General features: G+C 74.1%; 13 protein-coding genes. 5 read left to right on the top strand and 8 right to left on the bottom strand.

Annotation, left to right across the window (positions count from 1 at the left end):
• Positions 1-2 precede the first annotated feature (2 nt).
• The 5 genes from IE308_RS15460 to recG form a co-directional block, all read right to left on the bottom strand.
• Positions 3-650 (bottom strand): YceD family protein, encoded by a 648-nt coding sequence (locus tag IE308_RS15460; protein WP_110631062.1) that lies wholly within the window; start codon positions 648-650, stop codon positions 3-5.
• Between the two features lie 215 nt (positions 651-865).
• Entirely contained in the window at positions 866-1,912 is a 1,047-nt protein-coding gene (locus IE308_RS15465; protein ID WP_190218410.1) for a F0F1 ATP synthase subunit B, read from the bottom strand.
• Positions 1,913-1,985: 73 nt separating this feature from the next.
• Positions 1,986-2,465 carry a pantetheine-phosphate adenylyltransferase gene (gene coaD / locus IE308_RS15470; RefSeq protein WP_229908935.1) on the bottom strand — a complete coding sequence of 160 codons (480 nt, stop codon included), beginning with the start codon at positions 2,463-2,465 and terminating at the stop codon, positions 1,986-1,988.
• Positions 2,466-2,491: 26 nt separating this feature from the next.
• A complete protein-coding gene (gene rsmD, locus IE308_RS15475; protein ID WP_190218411.1) occupies positions 2,492-3,076 on the bottom strand; it encodes a 16S rRNA (guanine(966)-N(2))-methyltransferase RsmD in 585 nt (194 codons plus the stop codon).
• A 45-nt stretch (positions 3,077-3,121) separates the two neighbouring features.
• Positions 3,122-5,341 carry an ATP-dependent DNA helicase RecG gene (gene recG, locus IE308_RS15480; RefSeq protein WP_190218412.1) on the bottom strand — a complete coding sequence of 740 codons (2,220 nt, stop codon included), beginning with the start codon at positions 5,339-5,341 and terminating at the stop codon, positions 3,122-3,124.
• Between the two features lie 215 nt (positions 5,342-5,556).
• Between recG and IE308_RS15485 the strand changes: the two genes are divergently transcribed.
• Both IE308_RS15485 and IE308_RS15490 read left to right on the top strand, forming a co-directional pair.
• Positions 5,557-7,395, top strand: coding sequence for an HSP90 family protein (locus tag IE308_RS15485; protein WP_190218413.1), 1,839 nt, complete (start codon positions 5,557-5,559; stop codon positions 7,393-7,395).
• Entirely contained in the window at positions 7,392-10,385 is a 2,994-nt protein-coding gene (locus tag IE308_RS15490) for a tetratricopeptide repeat protein (RefSeq protein WP_190218414.1), read from the top strand. Before IE308_RS15485 ends, IE308_RS15490 begins: the two co-directional genes overlap by 4 nt.
• A gap of 198 nt (positions 10,386-10,583) precedes the next feature.
• Here the strand turns inward: IE308_RS15490 and fakA are convergent, their stop codons facing one another.
• A complete protein-coding gene (fakA, locus tag IE308_RS15495; protein WP_190218415.1) occupies positions 10,584-12,350 on the bottom strand; it encodes a DAK2 domain-containing protein in 1,767 nt (588 codons plus the stop codon).
• Between the two features lie 265 nt (positions 12,351-12,615).
• On the opposite strand from fakA, the gene rpmB reads away from it, so the two are divergent.
• The 3 genes from rpmB to IE308_RS15510 all read left to right on the top strand — a co-directional run bounded on the left by rpmB (position 12,616) and on the right by IE308_RS15510 (position 17,168).
• Positions 12,616-12,801 (top strand): 50S ribosomal protein L28, encoded by a 186-nt coding sequence (gene rpmB, locus IE308_RS15500; RefSeq protein WP_003993230.1) that lies wholly within the window; start codon positions 12,616-12,618, stop codon positions 12,799-12,801.
• A gap of 114 nt (positions 12,802-12,915) precedes the next feature.
• Positions 12,916-15,924 carry an AfsR/SARP family transcriptional regulator gene (locus IE308_RS15505; protein WP_190218416.1) on the top strand — a complete coding sequence of 1,003 codons (3,009 nt, stop codon included), beginning with the start codon at positions 12,916-12,918 and terminating at the stop codon, positions 15,922-15,924.
• 35 nt (positions 15,925-15,959) lie between these two features.
• Positions 15,960-17,168: an FAD-dependent monooxygenase gene (locus tag IE308_RS15510; protein WP_190218417.1), complete on the top strand. Its 1,209-nt coding sequence runs from the start codon at positions 15,960-15,962 to the stop codon at positions 17,166-17,168.
• Here IE308_RS15510 and thiD read toward each other — a convergent pair.
• Positions 17,153-17,956: a bifunctional hydroxymethylpyrimidine kinase/phosphomethylpyrimidine kinase gene (gene thiD / locus IE308_RS15515; protein WP_190218418.1), complete on the bottom strand. Its 804-nt coding sequence runs from the start codon at positions 17,954-17,956 to the stop codon at positions 17,153-17,155. The two genes, IE308_RS15510 and thiD, sit on opposite strands and share 16 nt — an antisense overlap.
• Positions 17,953-18,918 carry a thiamine-phosphate kinase gene (locus tag IE308_RS15520; RefSeq protein ID WP_110631036.1) on the bottom strand — a complete coding sequence of 322 codons (966 nt, stop codon included), beginning with the start codon at positions 18,916-18,918 and terminating at the stop codon, positions 17,953-17,955. Before IE308_RS15520 ends, thiD begins: the two co-directional genes overlap by 4 nt.
• Positions 18,919-18,996: the final 78 nt, after the last annotated feature.

The following is an 18,996-nucleotide window of genomic DNA, read 5'->3' on the forward strand; positions in this document are numbered from 1 at the left end:
GGCTACTTCTCCTGCTTCTCGTCGACGCCCGCTTCGGCGCCGCTCATCTCGTCCTTATCGCCGGGTTCGAGTGAATCGGCGAGTCCCTGCAATGCCGCCCAACGGATGTCGACGGCGTCATGGTGGTGGTCCGGGTCGTCCGCCAGGCGCACCCCGCATTCGGGGCACAGACCCGGGCAGTCTTCCTGGCACACCGGCTGCATCGGCAGTGCGAGCACCACCGCATCACGCAGCACGGATTCGAGGTCGAAGAGTCCGTCCTCGAGGAAGAGCCTGTCCTCGTCGTCCTCGGCGTCGTCGCCCGGCTCCGCGTGCTGGACGCGGCCCCGGTCGTCGGCGTCAGGGTACGAGAACATCTCCTGGAAGTCCGCTTCCACATCGAGCTGAAGCGGCTCCAGACACCTTACGCACTCCCCCTCGGCCTGTGCACGGGCGGTGCCTGTGACAAGCACCCCTTCCAGGACCGACTCGAGGCGGAGTTCGAGTTCCACCGAGGCGCCTTCCGGCACTCCGATGACTCCCTGGATACCGAAGTCCCGGGGAGCGGGGACCGTACGGGACAGGCGCTGGAGCGCACCTGGCCGCCGGCCCAGCTCGTGTGTGTCGAACACGAGAGGGTTGCGGTGGTCGAGGCGGGCGTTCAGGGCCATTCCTGCTTTCGGTCTTTCCGAGCTCAAGGGGACGCCGCCCTTCGGTGTCCCCCGGGGCAGCGCTGATCGCGGACGTACGCGCGACCGAAGAGCCAGGATACTGGACCTTTCGCTCACGGCCCAATCCGGCCCCGCGCGGGCCGCCTCGCCAGGTCGTGTCCGCAAAGTCGCGCGGCCCGCCCTCCGGGCGGACGACGCGACTTTGCGGACACGGCCTACAGCCCTCTGCCCTGTTCGTAGGCCCGCAGCTGCTCCGCGCTGATCATGCCGGTGTCGAAGAGGCTGGTCTCGTCGAGGGCGTAGCCCTGCTGGGCCGGCAGCTGCGGCTGCTGGGGCTCCTGGGGCTGCTGCTGGGCCTGCTGGGGGTTGTAGGCGGGCTGGGGCGGGATGTCGTAGCCCTGGTACGCGTACGGGTCCGCCTGCTGGTAGCCGTACGCGTCCTGCTGGGCGTACTGCTGCTGGTAGCCGCCGTAGGGGTCCGGCTGCTGCTGGTAGCCGTACGACGGCTGCGGCTGCTGGGCGGGTTCCTGCGGGGCGTCCTGCTCGGCGAGGGCCGCGAGGTCGGCGAGGTAGTCGGCGTCGCTGGAGTGCTGGAGGGTGGAGGTGTCGTCGGCGAGCGCGCCGAGGTCGTCGGTGGCGATCCGGCCGTGCAGCTTCTGCCGGCCGCGGCCGACCGCCTCCAGGGTCTTGGCCAGCACCGCCTCGAACGCGCCGAGCTTGGCGTCGACGTAGGCGTCGGCGGTACGGCGCTGGGTCTCCGGGTCGTGGCTGCGCTCGGGAGCGTCCTCGTCCTCGTAGCCCTGCTCGTCGAGGCCGGGGCCGGTGCCGAGCAGCTTCTCGCGGCCGCGGCCGACGGAGCCGAGGGTCTTGGTGAGGACGACCTCGAAGTTGGCGAGCTTGGAGTCGACGTAGTCGTCGGCCTCGGCGCGGATCTCCTCGGCCTCCTTGCGGGCCTCGGCGAGGATGCGGTCGGCCTCCGCCTGGGAGCGGCGGGCGATCTCGGTGTCGGAGATCAGCGAGCCGCGCTCGGCGTGCGCCTGCTCGATGATCCGCTCGGCCTCGCGGCGGGCCTCCTCGACCATCTGCTCGCGGCCGCCGATCAGCTCCTGGGCCTGGGCGAGGGAGCCGGGCAGGGCCTGGCGGACCTCTTCCAGCATCGCGAGCAGTTCGGCGCGGTTGACCACGCACGACGCCGACATGGGCATGGACCGGGCACTGGAGACCGTGGAGACGATCTCGTCGAGCTTCTTCTGCACGTCCACCGTGTGCTCGCCACTCTCTACCGATGTGTTGGAGACGGACGGGACGACTGTAGCCCGTCGGACGGTGGGTCGTTCAGGCTTGGCGCAGCCGCTTGTTCAGGGCCTCCAGGACGGCCGGCGGCACCAGGTGGGAGACGTCGCCGCCCCACTGCGCCACCTCCTTGACCAGGGAGGAGGACAGGAAGCTGTAGGTGGGGTTGGTCGGCACGAACAGCGTTTCGACGCCGGTGAGGCCGTTGTTCATCTGGGCCATCTGCAGCTCGTAGTCGAAGTCGCTGACCGCGCGCAGGCCCTTGACGATCGCGGGGATGTCGCGCTGCTTGCAGAAGTCGACGAGGAGGCCGTGGAAGGCCTCGACGCGGACGTTGTCGTACTCGGAGGTGACCTCGCGGATCAGCTCGATCCGCTCCTCGATCTCGAACAGGCCCTTCTTGGCCTTGTTGATCATCACCGCGACGTAGACCTCGTCGTACAGGCGCGAAGCACGGCCAATGATGTCGAGGTGTCCGTTGGTGATCGGGTCGAACGACCCGGGACAGACGGCGCGGCGCACTTGAGATCCCTCGCTCTCCGGTCCGGTCATCGTGCGTCTTCGCACGTAGAGGCGGCGCGACCGTACCAAAACGTTCCCTCGCCGTAGCGACGGGCCCGGATCGCTTCGAAGCCGTCCGGCCACCGGAATTCGCCACCTCTGGTGCTGCGCTCCACGGTGACGAGCGCTTGCTCAGTGAGCCAGCCCTCCGAGCGGAGTGTGAGGAGAATCTCCCAAAGATCGTCGTCGGAGACGGCGTACGGCGGGTCGAGGAAGACCAGGTCGTACGGCCCGGCCGGGGGCGCCTTGATGATCTGCTCGGCCTTGCCGGAGCGGACCTCGGCACCGGGCAGGCCGAGGCTCTTCACGTTCTCCCGGATGATGCGGGCGGCCTTGGGGTCGGCCTCCACCAGGAGCGTGTGGCCCGCGCCGCGGGAGAGGGCCTCCAGGCCGACGGCGCCGGAGCCGGCGTACAGGTCGAGGACGCGCTCGCCGTCCAGGGGGCCGCCGAGGAGGGACTGCCAGGTGGAGAAGAGACCTTCGCGTGCGCGGTCGGATGTCGGTCGGGTTCCGGTGCCGGGGGGTACGGCGAGTCGACGTCCGCCGGCGGCGCCGGCGATCACGCGGGTCATCTCAAGTCCTTGTCGGTGTGCGGTGCTCCGGGGCCTTCCAGTCTCTCAGCCCTTCTCCAGGTACTGCTCCCTCTCCTCGTCCAGCAGGGCGTCCAGCGCGGTCCGCAGACCCGGCAGGCCCGTCAGCTCCGGGTCGGACTCGACCAGGGCCATCGCCTCCTCGCGCGCCTCCGCGATGATCTCCTCGTCCTCGATGACCGCGAGGACCCGCAGGCTGGACCGGGCGCCCGACTGGGCCTGGCCGAGGACGTCGCCCTCGCGGCGCTGTTCGAGGTCGATGCGGGAGAGTTCGAAGCCGTCGAGGGTGGAGGCCACGGCGTTCAGCCGCTGGCGGGCGGCGCTCGCCTCGGGCATCTCGCTGACCAGCAGGCACAGACCGGGGGCGGAGCCGCGGCCGACGCGGCCCCGGAGCTGGTGGAGCTGTGAGACGCCGAAGCGGTCCGCGTCCATGATCACCATGACGGTGGCGTTGGGGACGTTGACGCCGACCTCGATGACGGTGGTGGCGACCAGGACGTCGGTGTCGCCAGCGGCGAAGCGGCGCATGACGGCGTCCTTGTCGTCGGGCTGCATCCGGCCGTGCAGCACCTCGACGGTGAGGCCCTTCAGAGGGCCGCCCCGCAGTTGTTCGGCCACGTCGAGGACGGCGAGCGGCGGGCGCTTGTCGGCCTCGTCCTCGGCGGCCTTCTTCTTGCCGGCCTTCTTCGGGTCGTCCTCCTCGTCGCCGATGCGCGGGCAGACCACGTACGCCTGGTGGCCCTTGGCCACTTCCTCGCGGACCCGCTCCCAGGCGCGGGCCAGGAAGTGGGGCTTGTCGGCGGCGGGCACGACATGGCTGGCGATGGGTGAGCGGCCGGCCGGGAGCTGGTCGAGGACGGAGGTCTCCAGGTCACCGAAGACGGTCATCGCGACCGTACGCGGGATGGGCGTGGCCGTCATGACGAGCAGGTGCGGGGGCTGTTTGCCCTTGCCGCGCAGGGCGTCGCGCTGTTCGACGCCGAAGCGGTGCTGTTCGTCGACGACGACCAGGCCGAGGTCGTGGAACTGCACCTTGTCCTCGATCAGCGCGTGCGTGCCGATGACGATGCCGGCCTCCCCGGTGGCGAGGTCGAGCAGGGCCTGGCGGCGGGCGGCGGTGCCCATGGAGCCGGTGAGCAGGACGACCTTGGTGGCGTGCTCGGCGCCGCCCAGCATGCCGCCCTGGGCGAGGTCGCCCATCATCTCGGTGACCGACCGGTGGTGCTGCTGGGCGAGCACCTCGGTGGGCGCGAGCATCGCGGCCTGACCGCCGGCGTCGACGACGGCGAGCATGGCGCGCAGGGCGACCAACGTCTTGCCCGATCCGACCTCTCCCTGGAGGAGGCGGTGCATCGGGTGGTCGGTGGCCAGGTCGTCGAAGATCTCCTTCGAGACCTTCTGCTGGCCCTCGGTGAGGGTGAAGGGGAGGCGGTCGTCGAAGGCCGCCAGGAGGCCGTCCGGACTGGGGGTGCGCGGGACGGCGGGGAGCTGCGCGTCGGCGTACCGGCGGCGGGCGAGGGCGACCTGGAGGACGAAGGCCTCGTCCCACTTGAGGCGGGCGCGGGCGTCGGCGATGTCGGCCTTGGTGTGCGGGCGGTGGATCTTGAGCAGGGCCTCGGGGAGGGAGAGCAGGCCGCGGCCCGCGCGCAGGGAGTCGGGCAGCGGGTCGAGCGCCTCCTGGGCGCTGGGCAGGACGGTCTGGACGGCCTTGCCGATCTTCCAGGACTCCAGCTTGGCGGTGGCCGGGTAGATGGGGATCAGGGCGCCGGCCCACGTCTCCACCGTCTCCTCGCTGTCACCGCGCAGCAACTCGTAGGCCGGATGGGCTAGTTGGAGGCGGCGGTTGAAGACGGAGACCTTGCCGGCGAACATCGCGCGGGTGCCCGGCAGCAGCTCCTTGTGCGGCTTGTGCACGCCGGCGCCGAAGAAGACCAGCTGGAGCCGGCCGCTGCCGTCGGTGATCGTGACCTCCAGGCGCTGGCCCTTGCCGCGCGGCGCCCGGGAGGAGGCGAAGGTGTGCAGGCGGGCGTCGGCGACCTGGGCGACCACGGTCACGTGCTCGTCCATGGGCAGGTCGGCCAGGTGGGTGAGCTGGCCGCGCTCCTCGTATCTGCGCGGGTAGTGGTGGAGGAGGTCGCCGACGGTGTGCAGGCCGAGGTGCTCGGCCATCACCTTCGCGGTGGCGGGGCCGAGCACTGACTTCAGGGGCTGGTTCAGTGGTTCTTCCAGTGCGGGCACGAGATCCATTGCACACCACGCCACTGACAATGCCGTAGAGGCCGCACCCGGGGCCCGGCGGCGGAGGGCGCCCAAAGTGCCGTATACGTCTTGGGAAAGTGCTGGTCAGCAGGGTCGCCGGGGCCGTAGGATGACGCGCTCCGGCCATCCCCCGCGGATTCCCGCCCCACCGGGACCGCCCGACCCCGCGCCGTCGGACCTCCCCCACCAGCGGCGCTGTGACGATGGACTCGCAGACCTCTCAGTCATCCCAGGCATCCCAGTCGCCCCAGACACCTCATACGTTCCAGGTCGACCTGCGCGGTCTGGTGGACCTGCTCTCCCACCACCTCTACTCCAGTCCCAAGGTCTATCTGCGCGAGCTGCTGCAGAACGCGGTGGACGCGATCACCGCCCGGCGGGCCGAGGAGCCCGACGCGCCCGCCCGGGTGCGGCTGCACGCGGAGGGCGGCGCCCTGCGCGTGGAGGACTCCGGGATCGGGCTCACCGAGGCGGACGTGCACAACCTGCTGGCGACCATCGGCCGCAGCTCCAAGCGGGCGGACGGGCTGCAGGAGGCCCGCTCGGACTTCCTCGGGCAGTTCGGCATCGGCCTGCTGGCCTGCTTCGTGGTGGCGGAGCGGATCCGGGTGGTCAGCCGCAGCGCCCGCACGCCGGACGCGCCGCCGGTGGAGTGGACGGCCCGCGACGACGGCTCGTACACCGTGCGCACGCTGCCCCCGGAGGCGCGGCCGGAGCCCGGTACGACCGTGCACCTGGTGGCGCGGGCCGGGGCCGCGGAGTGGCTGGCGGCCGACCGGGTGCTCACCCTGGCGCGGGACTTCGGCTCGCTGCTGCCGTACGACGTGCGGGTGGGCGACGAGCAGGTCACCGATCTGCCCGCGCCCTGGGACCGCGCCTACCAGAGCCCCGCCACGCGCCGGGTGGCGCTGGCCCGGCACTGCCACGAGCTGTTCGGGTTCACGCCGCTGGACTCGATCGACCTGGACGTGCCGGTCGCCGGGATCCGCGGGGTGGCGTACGTGCTGCCGTCCGCGGTCAGCCCCGCCCAGCGCGCCGGGCACCGCGTGCACCTGAAGGGCATGCTGCTGACCGAGCGGGCCGAACAGCTGCTGCCCGACTGGGCGTTCTTCGTGCGCTGTGTGCTGGACACCGACAGCCTGCGGCCCACCGCCTCGCGCGAGGCGCTGTACGAGGACGAGACGCTCGCGGCCGTAAGGGAAGCGCTCGGCGAAAGGATCCGGTCCTGGCTGACAGGGCTCGCGGCGGGTGATCCGGAACGGCTCGCGGCCTTCCTGTCCGTGCACCACCTGGGCGTGAAGTCGCTGGCGCGGCACGACAAGGAGATGCTGCGGACGATGCTGCCGTGGCTGCCGTTCGAGACGAGCGACGGCCGGCTGTCGCTGGAGGAGTTCGCGCAGCGCCACCCGGTGGTGCACTTCACCCGGACCGTGGAGGAGTACCGGCAGGTCGCGCCGATCGCCTCCGCGCAGGGCGTCGGCGTCGTCAACGGCGGTTACACGTACGACAGCGAGCTGGTCGAGGCGCTGCCCTCGGTGCGGCCCGGCACGGTCGTGGCCGAGCTGGACGCGGACACGGTGACCGCCCATCTGGACTCCGTCGACCCGGCCGAGGAGCTGGCCCTGGCGGGCTTCCTGGCCGCCGCGCGGGCGAAGCTCGACCTCCTGGGCTGCGATGTGGTCCTGCGGTCCTTCCATCCGCTGTCGGTCCCGGCGCTGCACCTGGACGACCGGGACGCGCGGCACGAGCAGGCGCGCGCCGCGGCCGAGGAGCAGGCCGACGACCTGTGGGCGGGCATCCTCGGGTCGCTGCGCGGCAGCGCCCCCCGCGCGCGGCTGGTGCTCAACCATCTCAATCCGCTGGTACGCCGGATCAGTTCGCTGAAGGACGCGGAGCTGATCGGCACGGCGACCGAGTCGCTGTACGGGCAGGCGCTGCTGATGGCGCAGCGGCCGCTGCGTCCGGCCGACTCGGCGCTGCTCAACAGGGCGTTCATCGGCCTGCTGGAGTGGGCCACGCACGGGGAGGGCGACGGACGATGACGGGGATCGGCGACTTCGACTCGCTGCGGCGGGCGATGGCGGAGAACTCCGAGGAACCGGAGGGCCCGGCCCGCAACGCGCGCGCGGAGCAGCTGCTCGCGGAGGCCGAGAAGCTGAACATCCCGCTCGCGGTGATAGAGGCGCTCGCGCACCAGCTGAAGGTCTACAACTACAGCTCCGAGAAGGCGAAGATGTTCGTGCCCTTCGCGCGGCTGCTGCGGATGTGGGACGAACGGCCCGAGGACTTCGACGAGTACGAGGCGCACTCGCTGCACTGGGTCTTCAAGTGGATGACGTCCGGCATGCTGGACCAGCCGCACATCCCGCTGGCCTCCATCGAGAAGTGGCTCGGCGAGATGGAGCACCGCTACCGGCTGGCCGGCTACTCCGAGCGGGCGGTGCGCAGCGCCGAGTTCAGCGTGGCCGCGCACCTCGGGGACGTCGAGCGGGCGCAGCGGGCGTATTCCGGGTGGCTGGCGGCCGACCGGGACAGCATGGCGGACTGTCACGCGTGCGAACTGCACCGGCAGGGCTGGTGGCAGTCGGAGCGGGGGCGCTACGCGGAGGCGCTTCAGTTGTGGCGGCCGGTGCTGGAGGGCGAGTTCACGTGCGCGCACGAACCGCACTCGGTGCTCGCCTCCTCGCTGGCGCCGCTGCTGCGGCTGGGCCGCGCGGACGACGCGCGCGCCCACCATCTGCGGGGTTTCCGGCTGGTGCGGGCGATGGAGAGCATGCGCGGCGCGTACGCCGACCATGTGGAGTTCTGCGCGCTGACCGGTAACGAGGCGCGCGCCCTGGAGCTGCTCGCGGAGCGGCCCGCCTATTTCACCGACGACGGCAATCCGCGCAGCAGGCTGGACTTCATGGCCGTGGTGGCCCTCCTGATGGACCGGCTGTGCGCGCTGGGGCTGGCCGGGCAGCAGGTGCCGGGGCCGGCGGGGCGCGCCTGGACGGCGGGCGAGCTGGCGGGGCACGCGCGCGAGGAGGCGCTGACGCTGGCGGCGCGCTTCGACGAGCGCAACGGGAACGCGTACGTGAGCGAGCGCGCCCGCGCGCGGATGGACCAGGCGGCGCTCGCGGAGCGGCTTCCGCTGGGGGTGCGCTCGGTCCGCACCCCTGCCCGGCTGCCGGACAGGCAGCCCGCGGCGCACGTCCCCGACGACACCTCGGCCGCTCCCGGCCTGCCGGCGCTGCTGGCCGAGGCGCGGCGGCTGTCGGAGACGCTGCGGCCGAAGGCCATGGAGGCGTGGGCGGCGGTGGCGCGCGCCGCGGAGGCCGACGAGGCGCGGGGCGCGCTGCTGACGGCGTACGACCGCGCGGAGATCGCCGACCACGAGGCCATGGCCCGGGGCCCGGAGGGTGCCGAGCTGTTCGAGCGGGCGGCCGTGCTGTACGCGGAGGCGGGCGACGCCGGTGAGGCGCTGGCGGCACGCGCGCGTGGCGCGTACGTGCGGGCGCTGGCCGGGGACGTCGACGGGGCGCTGGAGGCCGTGGCCGGGCTGTACGACCGGATCCTCGCGCTGTACGCCGACGAGGGCACGGGCGTACGGCAGACGGCGTCCGTGCTGATGAGCCGGGCGCGGATCCTGATGCGGCGGGTGCACGAGGCCGAGGGCGAGGTCGCGGCGGCGGACGCCGGGGCGGCGGAGGCGGCGGCGCGCGAGGTGCTGGCGCTCGTCGACGGGCGCGCCGGGGAGGACGTACGGCTGGCGGCGCGGCGGGCGGAGTCCCTGGCGATGCTCGCGGAGCTGGCGGCGCGCGGCGGGGACGCGCGGGCGGGCGCGGAGCTGTTCGCGAGCGCGGCCGACGGCTTCGCCGGGGCCGGGCTGCCGTGGTTCGCGGTGGAGTACGAGGCACGGCTGGCGCAGCTCGCCCACCACCTGGGCGATCTCGCCGGGGCGGAGCGGGCGCTGCGGGCGGCCCTGGAGCACGGCGGGGAGCACCTGGAGCCGGTGGGCCGGGCGCAGCTGCACCTCCAGCTCGGGGAGGTCGTCGGGCACCTCGGGCGGGACGAGGAGGCGGCCGGGCATGCCCTGGAGGCGGCGCACTGGGCGGACGAGGCGGGCGAGGGCCCGGCGCTCGGCGCCTGGGCGCGGCACCAGCTCGGCGGGTTCCTGGTCCGGCAGGGCCGCTGGGCGGAGGCCGCGGAGGTGCTGGAGTCGGCGCTGCCCGACGTGACCGCCGAGACGCACGGCGACGGGGCGGTCGTGCAGACCCTGTGGTGGCTCGGGGACTGCCTGAGCGAGCTGGGCGAGCACCGGGAGGCCGCGGACCGGCGGCTGCGGGCGGCGGAGATCGCCCGGCACTGGCCCGAGCAGCAGGACCACGCGACGCTCGCCCACCTCGCCGCGGAGAGCCTCGGGCAGGCCGGGCTCCCCGAGGAGGCGGACCGGGCGTACGCGCGCGCGGGCGAGCTGTGGAGCGCCCTCGGCAACCCGTACGGCCTCGTCCGCTCCCTGCGCGCCCGCGCGTGGCTCGCGCTGCGCACGGACGACGGGGACGGGCCGAGTGCGGCGCGGGCGCTGATGACGGGCGCGGTCGAGGCGTGTACGGCGGCCAGGGAGGCGGCCGAGGACGACGAGGACCGGCAGCGGCTCACCGCCGAACTCGGCCACACGCACCGCCAGTTCGCGGACCTGCTGGCACGCGCCGGTGCGGATGACCCCGACGAGGACGCCGTCCGCGCCGCCCTCACCGAGGCGCTGGGCCAGGCCCGCACGGCGGTCGAGGTGTTCGCCTCCGTGGGCGAGCCCGCCCTGCACAGCCGCACGGGCGCGCAGCTCGCGGCCGGCTGGCTGGAGACCGACCTGGGCCGGTCGGCGGAGGCGGCGGCACACGCGCGTGCGGTGCTGGCGGCCTACGCGGACGCGGAGACGGGGACGGGGACGGGGGACGCCGAGACGGGGGACGCCGAGGAGGAGCCGGTCCGGGCGCGGCGGGCAGAGGCGGAACAGCTGCTGCGGGTCGCGGAGGGGGGCGGGGAGGACTGACGGGGGCGGGGCGGACGGACGCGGGCCGGGGGGACTGACACGGGCCGGGCGGACGGACGCGGGCCGGGGGGACTAGACGCGGGCGGGGGCGCCCAGGAGCCACGGCGGCTGCTCCCTGACACCGGGCCCGGTGCCCCGACGTCAGGGAGCCGCTCCCTTCCCCTCAGTCCACCCCGATCACTCCACCCCGTCTCCCGATCACTCCACCCCGATCAGCAGCAGCGCCCCCTGCCTGCCGCCCCGGTACACGACCGTGTCGACCGCCAGGTACGTCTCCCGTACGTGGGACTCCAGGCGGTCGGTGAGGGTGTCGGGTGCCTCGTCGTCCAGGACCAGGGTGACCAGCTCGCCGCCGGCCGCCAGCATGCGGTCCAGGACGGTCCGGGCGGTGGTGGCGACGTCGGTGCCGATGACGGCCACGTCGCCGTCGATCAGGCCGAGGACGTCCCCGGCCTGGCAGATCCCGGCCGATGTCCAGGCCTGCCGCTCGGCGACGGTGACCTCGGCGTGGCGGGTGGCGCCCGCGGCCGAGGTCATCGCGACGACGTCCTCGTCGAAGCGGCGGTCCGGCTCGTGCACGGCGAGCGCGGCGATGCCCTGCACCGCCGAGCGGGTCGGGATCAGGGCGACCCGGATGCCCTCCGTGCGGGCCTGCTCCGCCGCCGCGGCGGCGGTGTGCCGCAGCTCGCCGTCGTTGGGCAGCAGGACGACCTCGCGCGCGTGGGCCCGCCGCAGGGCCTCCACCAGCTCTCCCCCGGCGGGCGGCTCCCCGGGGCGCGCGAGGACCGTGGTGGCGCCGGCCTCGGTGTACAGCCCGGCCAGGCCCTCTCCCGGCACCACGGCCACGACCGCCCGCTGGGCGCGCTCGGGGGCCGGGCGCTCGCCGCGCGCGGTGTGCGCGTCCCCGGCGCCGAAGTGGGTGATGCGGATCCGGTACGGCCGCCCGGCCTCGACGCCGGCCTCCACGGCGGCGCCCGCGTCGTCGACGTGGACGTGCACGTTCCACAGCCCGTCGCCGCCGACGACGACCAGGGAATCCCCGAGGGCGTCCAGTCGCTCCCGCAGCCGCTCCACGGCGGAGTCCCCGGCCTCCAGGAGGTAGATCACCTCGAAGGCCGGTCCGCCCTCCCCGGTCACGGCCCCGTCCGCGCAGCCCGTCGTGGCGGCCACCGGCACCTCCACCACCTGCACGCGCGCGTGCGAGGACTGCGCCGGGACAGAGGTCGGGTCGGCCGGCCCGGTGGCGAGCGCGGCGGTCAGTCGTCCGTGCGCTGCGGGCAGCGGTTCCGGCGCCTCCCCCGTGAACGTCTCCACCAGCGCCGCCAGCACCGCCACCAGCCCGCGCCCGCCGGCGTCCACCACCCCGGCGCGTTCCAGCGCGGCCAGCTGGCCGGGCGTCGCGGCGAGGGCCGCGCGGGCCCCCTCGTAAGCGGCCCGTGCCACCGTCCCGCAGTCGCCCTCGGCCCCGTCGGCGGCCTCGGCGGCGGCGGAGGCGACGGTCAGGACGGTGCCCTCGACGGGGTGGACGACGGCCTGCCGGGCCGAGTCGGCCGCGTGCCGCAGGGCGAGCCGCAGGCCCTGTCCGTCCGCCCAGGCGCTTGCCTCGTCGGCGGCGAGCACCTGCGCCATGCCGCGCAGCAGCTGGGCGAGGATCGTGCCGGAGTTGCCGCGGGCGCCTATGAGGGCCCCGTGCGCCATCGCCCGCGCGGCGTCGGCCAGCGACGGGCCGGCCGCGTCAGCGCCCGCTCCCGGGCCGCCCGCCGCGTGCCCGGCGAACACCGCCTCGACCGCCGCCGCCGCGGACTCCACCGTGAAGTACAGGTTCGTGCCGGTGTCGCCGTCGGCCACCGGATAGACGTTGATGGCGTCGATCTCCTCGCGCGCCCGCCCGAGCGCGTCCAGCGCGAGGCCGCACCAGGTGCGCACCGCGAGAGCATCGAAGAATGTCTGCGGCACCTGCGCCACCTGCGCCTCCTTGAGCTCCGGACTGGGACGCAGCGTAGACCTTGGGGTGGTGCCCGCCGGAAGAGGGCCGGGGGCGGTCCCCTGAGCTGCCATGGTAGTTTCGTTGTACGGGCGCAGCCGTTGTATGCTGCTCCGGTTGCCCGATCCGATCGGGCGCATTCCCCCTGGCAACGCCACTCCGATCTCAGATCGTTCAGATCCTAAGATCTGGATCCCGGCATGCCGGGATCGACCGTAAGTGCATCTGAAGTCTTTGGAGTGACCCGTGGCTGCCAACTGCGACGTCTGCGGCAAGGGGCCGGGCTTCGGCAACAACATCTCGCACTCGCACCGCCGTACGTCCCGTCGCTGGAACCCGAACATCCAGCGTGTGCGTACCGTGGTCGGCGGGACGCCGAAGCGCGTGAACGCTTGCACCTCGTGCATCAAGGCCGGCAAGGTCTCGCGCTGACGCTCTCAGCTACAGCGCGCGGCCACTGCCCGGTCAGCTGCATCTAGCCGGTCCACCTCGTGTGGACCGGCTTCTTGCATGTCCGCACGCCGTTGACCTGCCAGACTCTCCGGAATGCGCTTCGGCATCCTCGGTCCTCTCGACCTCCGCACCGACGACGGCACCCCGCTCGACCCGGGCGGACCCCGGCCCCGGGCCCTGCTGACGCTGCTGCTCCTCGACGCGGGCCGCGCCGTCTCCGCCGGCCGCCTCACGGACGGGCTGTACGGCGCCGAGCCGCCCGCCGGGGCCGCGAACGCGCTCCAGTCGCAGATCTCCCGCCTGCGCCGCCGTCTCGCCCCGCACGCGGAGATCGAGGCCACCGCCGGCGGCTACCGGATCACCGCCCCGCCGGACACGGTCGACGCGCACCGGTTCGCACACCTCTGCGCGGCCGGCCGGACCGCCCTCGCCGCGGGTGACCACGCCGGGGCCGCCGCCCTGCTGCGCGACGCCCTCGCCCTGTGGCGGGGCACCCCGCTGCCGGACCTGCCCGACGCGCACGCCGAGCGGGCCCGCCTGGAGGAGCTGCGGCCGGCCGCACTGCAGGACCGGATCGAGGCGGACCTCGCGCTGGGCGGGGGCGCGGAGCTGGTGCCCGAGATACGGGCGCTGCTGGCGGCCCATCCGCTGAGCGAGCGGCTGTACGGGCAGCTGATGCGGGCCCTGCACGCCGCCGGGCGGCCCGGCGAGGCGCTCGCGGTCCACGAGGAGGCCCGGCGCGTCCTGGCCGAGGAGCTGGGCGCCGACCCCTCCCCCGAGCTGGCCGCGCTCCACCTGGAGCTGCTGAGGGGCGCGGACGGTGCCCCGCGCCGGCCCCGGCTGCCGGCCCAGCTGACCCGTTTCGTGGGCCGGGAGGCGGAGCTGGCCCGGATCGAGCGGGCGCTGGACTCGTCCCGCATGGTCACGCTCACCGGCCCCGGCGGGGTCGGCAAGACCCGTCTCGCGGTGGAGGCGGCCCGCGCGGCCGGCGAGGTCTGCTTCGTCGAGCTGGCGTCCCTGACCGACCCCGCCGGAATCCCCCGGGCCGTGCTGAGCGCGCTCGGTGTGCGCGAGGGCTTCCGCACGCCCGCCGGCGACATCGCCGATCGGCTGCTGGCCGTGCTGGAGGGCCGTACTCTCCTGCTGGTCCTGGACAACTGCGAGCACGTCGTGGACGAGGCGGCCCGACTGTCGGCGCTGCTGCTCGCGGCCTGCCCCGGCGTGCGGGTCCTGGCCACCAGCCGGGAGTCGCTGGGCATCACCGGCGAGGTCCTGGTCGCCGTACCGCCGCTGGAGCCGGAGCCGTCGCTCGCGCTCTTCCTGGACCGGGCCCGCGCGGTCCGGCCCGGTTTCGACGGGCACGCGCGCGTGCCGGACATCTGCCGGGCGCTGGACGGGCTGCCGCTGGCGATCGAGCTGGCCGCGGCCCGGCTGCGCACCCTCACCCCCGACGAGCTGGCCGACCGGCTCGACGACCGGTTCCGGCTGCTGTCGCGCGGCGACCGCTCCAAGGCGCCCCGGCACCGCACCCTGCGGGCCGTGGTGGAGTGGAGCTGGGAGCTGCTGGACCCGGAGGAGCGGGAGCTGGCGGCCCGGCTGACGGTGTTCGCCGGGGGCGCCACGCTGGACGCCGTGGAGGCGGTGTGCGGGGTGCCGTACCCGGAGGACGTGCTGGCCTCGCTGGTGGAGAAGTCGTTCGTGGAGGTGTCCGAGGGGCGCTACCGGATGCTGGAGACCATCCGCGCGTACGCCGCCGGGCAGCTGGCGGCCGGCGAGGCGCTGCGGGCGGCGCACGCGGCGTACTTCCTGGAGCTGGCCGAGCGGGCGGAGCCGTGTCTGCGCGGCGAGCAGCAGTTGCCCTGGCTGGAGCGGCTGAGCGCCGAGCAGGGCAATCTGGACGCCGCGCTGCGCCACCTCACGCGCACCGATCCGCCGGTCGCGCTGCGGCTCGGCGCGGCCCTGACGTGGTTCCTGCGGCTGCGCGGACTGCACGGCGGGCGACTGGCGCAGGCCCGCGCGCTGCTCGCGGCGGTCGGTGAGGAGCCGCCGGAGGGGCTGGCCGAGGAGTACGCGCTGTGCCTGATGAACGCGGTGTCCGCGGCGGGGGACGATCCGGCCGACGACGAGCGCGTCGCGCGCGTGGCCGCGCTCATGGGGTCGTTCGACGGCCCGCTGCGGTACCCGTTCACCGTCGTCCTGTGGTCCCTCACCGGCGGCCCTCTGCTGACCGCGGTCGACGGGCAGGTCCGCGCCCAGCTCGGGCACGCGCCCTGGGGGCTGGCGCTCCTGGACCTCGGCCTCGCCTACCAGGCCCTGTTCTCGGGGCGTGCGCGGGACTCCGAGGAGGCCTTCACCCGCGCGCTGAACGGTTTCCGCACCACCGGTGACCGCTGGGGCATGGCCAACTGCCTCGACCCGCTGGGCGGCTTCGCGCTCTGGCGCGGCGACCACGACCGCGCCCTGCGTCTGCTCGACGAGGGCCTGGAGTACGTCCGCGAACTGGACGCCCCCGAGGAGACCGCCGACCTGCTGCGCACCCGGGCGATCGTCCTGCTGTCGCGGGGCGCGGCCGAGGAGGCCGCCGCGCACTTCACGCGCTCCGCGCGGCTGGCCCGGGACGCGGGCGCCTCCGACAAGGTGGCGGGCGCGTGGCGGGGCCTCGGGGACGTCGCCCGCCTCGCCGGGGACACGGCACGCGCGCGTGGGCACTACGAAAGCGCGCTGGAGGTGTGCGCGACCAACTGGTTCAGCGTCGGCGAGACCGCTCGGATCCTCCTCGGCCTCGCCCGGACCGCGGCGGCGGAGGGCGACCGGGACGCGGCGCTCGACTGGTGCGCGCAGGCCCGCGCGCAGGCGCTGGAGTCGCCCGACACGCTGCTGCTGGCCGACGTCGCCGACGCGCTGGCCGGCCTCGCCGCGCGACCCGAGCGGGCGGCCGGACTCCTCGGCGCCGCGGCGGGCCTGCGGGGCGCCGAGCCGGCCGCCGACCCGGACGTCGTACGCACCCGGCAGCGGGTCCGCGCCGCCCTCTCCCCCGAGGCGTACGACAAGGCGTTCGAACGGGGCCGCGCGCTGCGGTCAGCGGCGGTCAGCGAACGGTAGGGGGACGGTCAGCGCCGCCCGCGAGGCTCACCGGCATGACGCAGACGACACAGCACCTCGCCCACCTGAACGTCCTGATCTCCGGCGCCAGCGTCGCCGGACCCGCGCTCGCCCTGAACCTCGCCCGGTACGGCGCCCGGGTCACCGTCGTCGAGAAGGCGCCCGCGCTGCGCGACGGCGGCTTCGCGGTCGACTTCCGCGGGCACGTCCACCGCACGGTCCTCACCGCGATGGGCATATGGGACGACGTGCACGCCCACCAGACCCGCATGGGACGCCAGATCGTCGTCGACGCGGACGGCACCCCGCGGGTGGAGCTGCCGGCCGAGATGATGAGCGGGGACGTGGAGATCCTCCGCGGCGATCTGTCCCGGATCATGTACGAGCGCACGAAGGACACGGTCGAGTACGTCTTCGGCGACTCGGTCGCCACGCTGGCCCAGAGCGGCGGCGGGGTCGACGTCACCTTCGAGCACGGCGCCCCGCGCCGCTTCGACCTCGTCGTCGGCGCCGACGGGCTGCACTCGCGCACCCGCCGCCTGGTCTTCGGTGACGAGTCCCGCTACCTGCGCTTCTTCGACCACTACGTGGCCGGCTTCCCCCTCCCGAACCACCTGGGTCTCGACCACACCGGCCGGATCCACAGCGAACCGGGACGCGCGATAGCCCTCGGCCACTCCGGCGGCGATCCCGGCCGCGCGGGCGCGCTGCTCGTCTTCCGGTCTACGCAGCTGGCGTACGACCGCCGGGACGTCGCCGCGCAGAAGAAGATCATCGCCGAGCGGTTCGCGGGCATGGGCTGGGAGGCCCCGACCGTCCTCGCCGCCCTGGCGGACACCGACGACCTGTACTTCGACGCGATCGCCCAGATCCACATCGACCGTCTCACCTCGGGCCGGGTCGCGCTGCTCGGCGACGCCGGGTACGGGGCCACCATGGGCGGCATGGGCACCGGCACCGCGATGGTCGCCGCGTACGTCCTGGCCGGTGAACTCGCCCTGGCCGGCGGGGACCACCGCACCGCGTTCGCCGCGTACGAGGAGCGGATCCGGGACTTCGCGAAGAACTGCCAGAAGAGGTCCGCCAACGCGGGCCCCTTCTTCGCCCCGCCCACCGAGCGTGCGCTGCGCAACCGCGACCGCATGTACCGTGCGCTGAGTTCGCCGCTCCTGACGGGCCTGTTCAAGCGGCTCGCCGAGCGGGAGGCGACGCGCATCGCGCTGCCGGACTACCCCGCCGCCTGACCGCGCAGCCGCCACCCGTGGTCCACCGGCCCGATCCCGGCGCCGAGCGCGAACCCGGCCGCGATCCCCCCGGTGACGTACTCCTTGGCCTCGGCGACCGCCTCCGGCACGGGCAGCCCCTTCGCCAGTTGGCACGCGACGGCGGAGGCGAGGGTGCAGCCGGTGCCGTGGGTGTGCCGGTTGTCGTGGCGCGGCGCGCGCAGCCAGTGCTCCTCCGAACCGTCGGTGAGCAGGTCGACGGCGTCCCCGGCGAGATGGCCGCCCTTGATCAGCACCCAGCGCGGTCCGTACGCCAGCACGGCCTCCGCCGCGCGCCGCAGGTCCTGCTCCGATTCGACCCGCACGCCGGTGAGTTGGGCGACCTCGTCGAGGTTCGGGGTGGCGACGGTGGCGGCCGGGAGCAGCCTGGTGCGCACGGAGTCGAGCGCGGAGGCGGCGAGGAGGGGGTCGCCGTGCTTGGAGACGCCGACCGGGTCGACGACCGCGGGCGCGTCCGTCGCGGCGAGCAACTCGGCGACGGTCTCGACGAGTTCGGCGGAGGCGAGCATGCCGGTCTTCACGGCCTGGACGCCGATGTCGTCGACGACGCTGCGGTACTGCGCCCGCACCGCCTCCGCCGGCAGCTCCCAAGCCCCTTGCACGCCGAGGGAGTTCTGCGCGGTGACGGCGGTGACGACGCTCATGCCGTGGGTGCCGAGGGCGAGCATCGTCTTCAGGTCGGCCTGGATGCCGGCGCCGCCGCCGGAGTCGGAGCCGGCCACCGTCAGCACCCGGGGCGGGGCGCTCATGACTCGATGTCCCCGAAGTGGTCCCAGCCGCCCTTCTTCGTCCAGGGCGCCCCGTCGACGGTGACCTGGGGCAGCGCCGAGGGGTTGAGGACCTCGCCGATCACCTTCCAGCGGGCGGGCAGCTTGGCGTCCGGCGGGAAGGTCGCCACGATCGCGTGGTCCTCGCCGCCGGTCAGCACCCACTGCAGCGGGTCGACGCCGACGGCCTGCCCGATGTCGTTCATCTGGGTCGGGATGTCGATCGCGCCGGAGCGGATGTCGATACGGACCTTGCTCGCCTCGGCGATATGGCCGAGGTCGGCGATCAGCCCGTCGCTGACGTCGCACATGGCGGTGGCGCCGAGCGCGGCGGCGGCCGGACCGGCGTGGTACGGCGGCTCGGGGCGCCGGTGGGCCTCGACGAAGGCGCGCGGCGAGCGGAAGCCGCGGGACAGCACGGCGTACCCGGCGGCGGACCAGCCGAGCCAGCCGGTGACGGCCACGATGTCCCCGGGTTGTGCGCCGGCGCGCGTGACGGGCTCCTGGTTGCGCAGGTCGCCGAGCGCGGTGATGGACACCATGATCGTGTCGCCGCGCACCACGTCCCCTCCGACCACCGAGGCACCCGCGACCTGGCACTCGTCGCGCAGCCCGTCCATCAGCTCCGTCGGCCAGGTCACCGGCAGTTCGGCGGGGACGACCAGGCCGAGCAGCAGCGCGGTCGGTACGGCGCCCATCGCGGCGATGTCCGCGAGGTTCTGCGCGGCGGCCTTGCGGCCGACGTCGTAGGCCGTGGACCAGTCGCGGCGGAAGTGCCGGCCCTCCAGGAGGATGTCGGTGCTGGCCACGACCCGGCGGTCGGGCGCGGCCACCACCGCGGCGTCGTCGCCGGGGCCGACCCGGACCGCCGGGGTGGTGGTGAGACGGGAGGTGAGCTCCCTGATGAGCCCGAACTCCCCGAGCTCACCAACAGTGCCCTTCATTGCCCTTGCTCCCCTTCTGCCTCTGTCCGTTCCCGGTCGCGCCCGACCAGTGTCCTCGATACGGTCGGAGTGACGGCC

Origin of the sequence: Streptomyces griseosporeus (assembly GCF_014656055.1) — a bacterium.
GTDB classification, from domain to species: Bacteria; Actinomycetota; Actinomycetes; order Streptomycetales; family Streptomycetaceae; genus Streptomyces; species Streptomyces griseosporeus.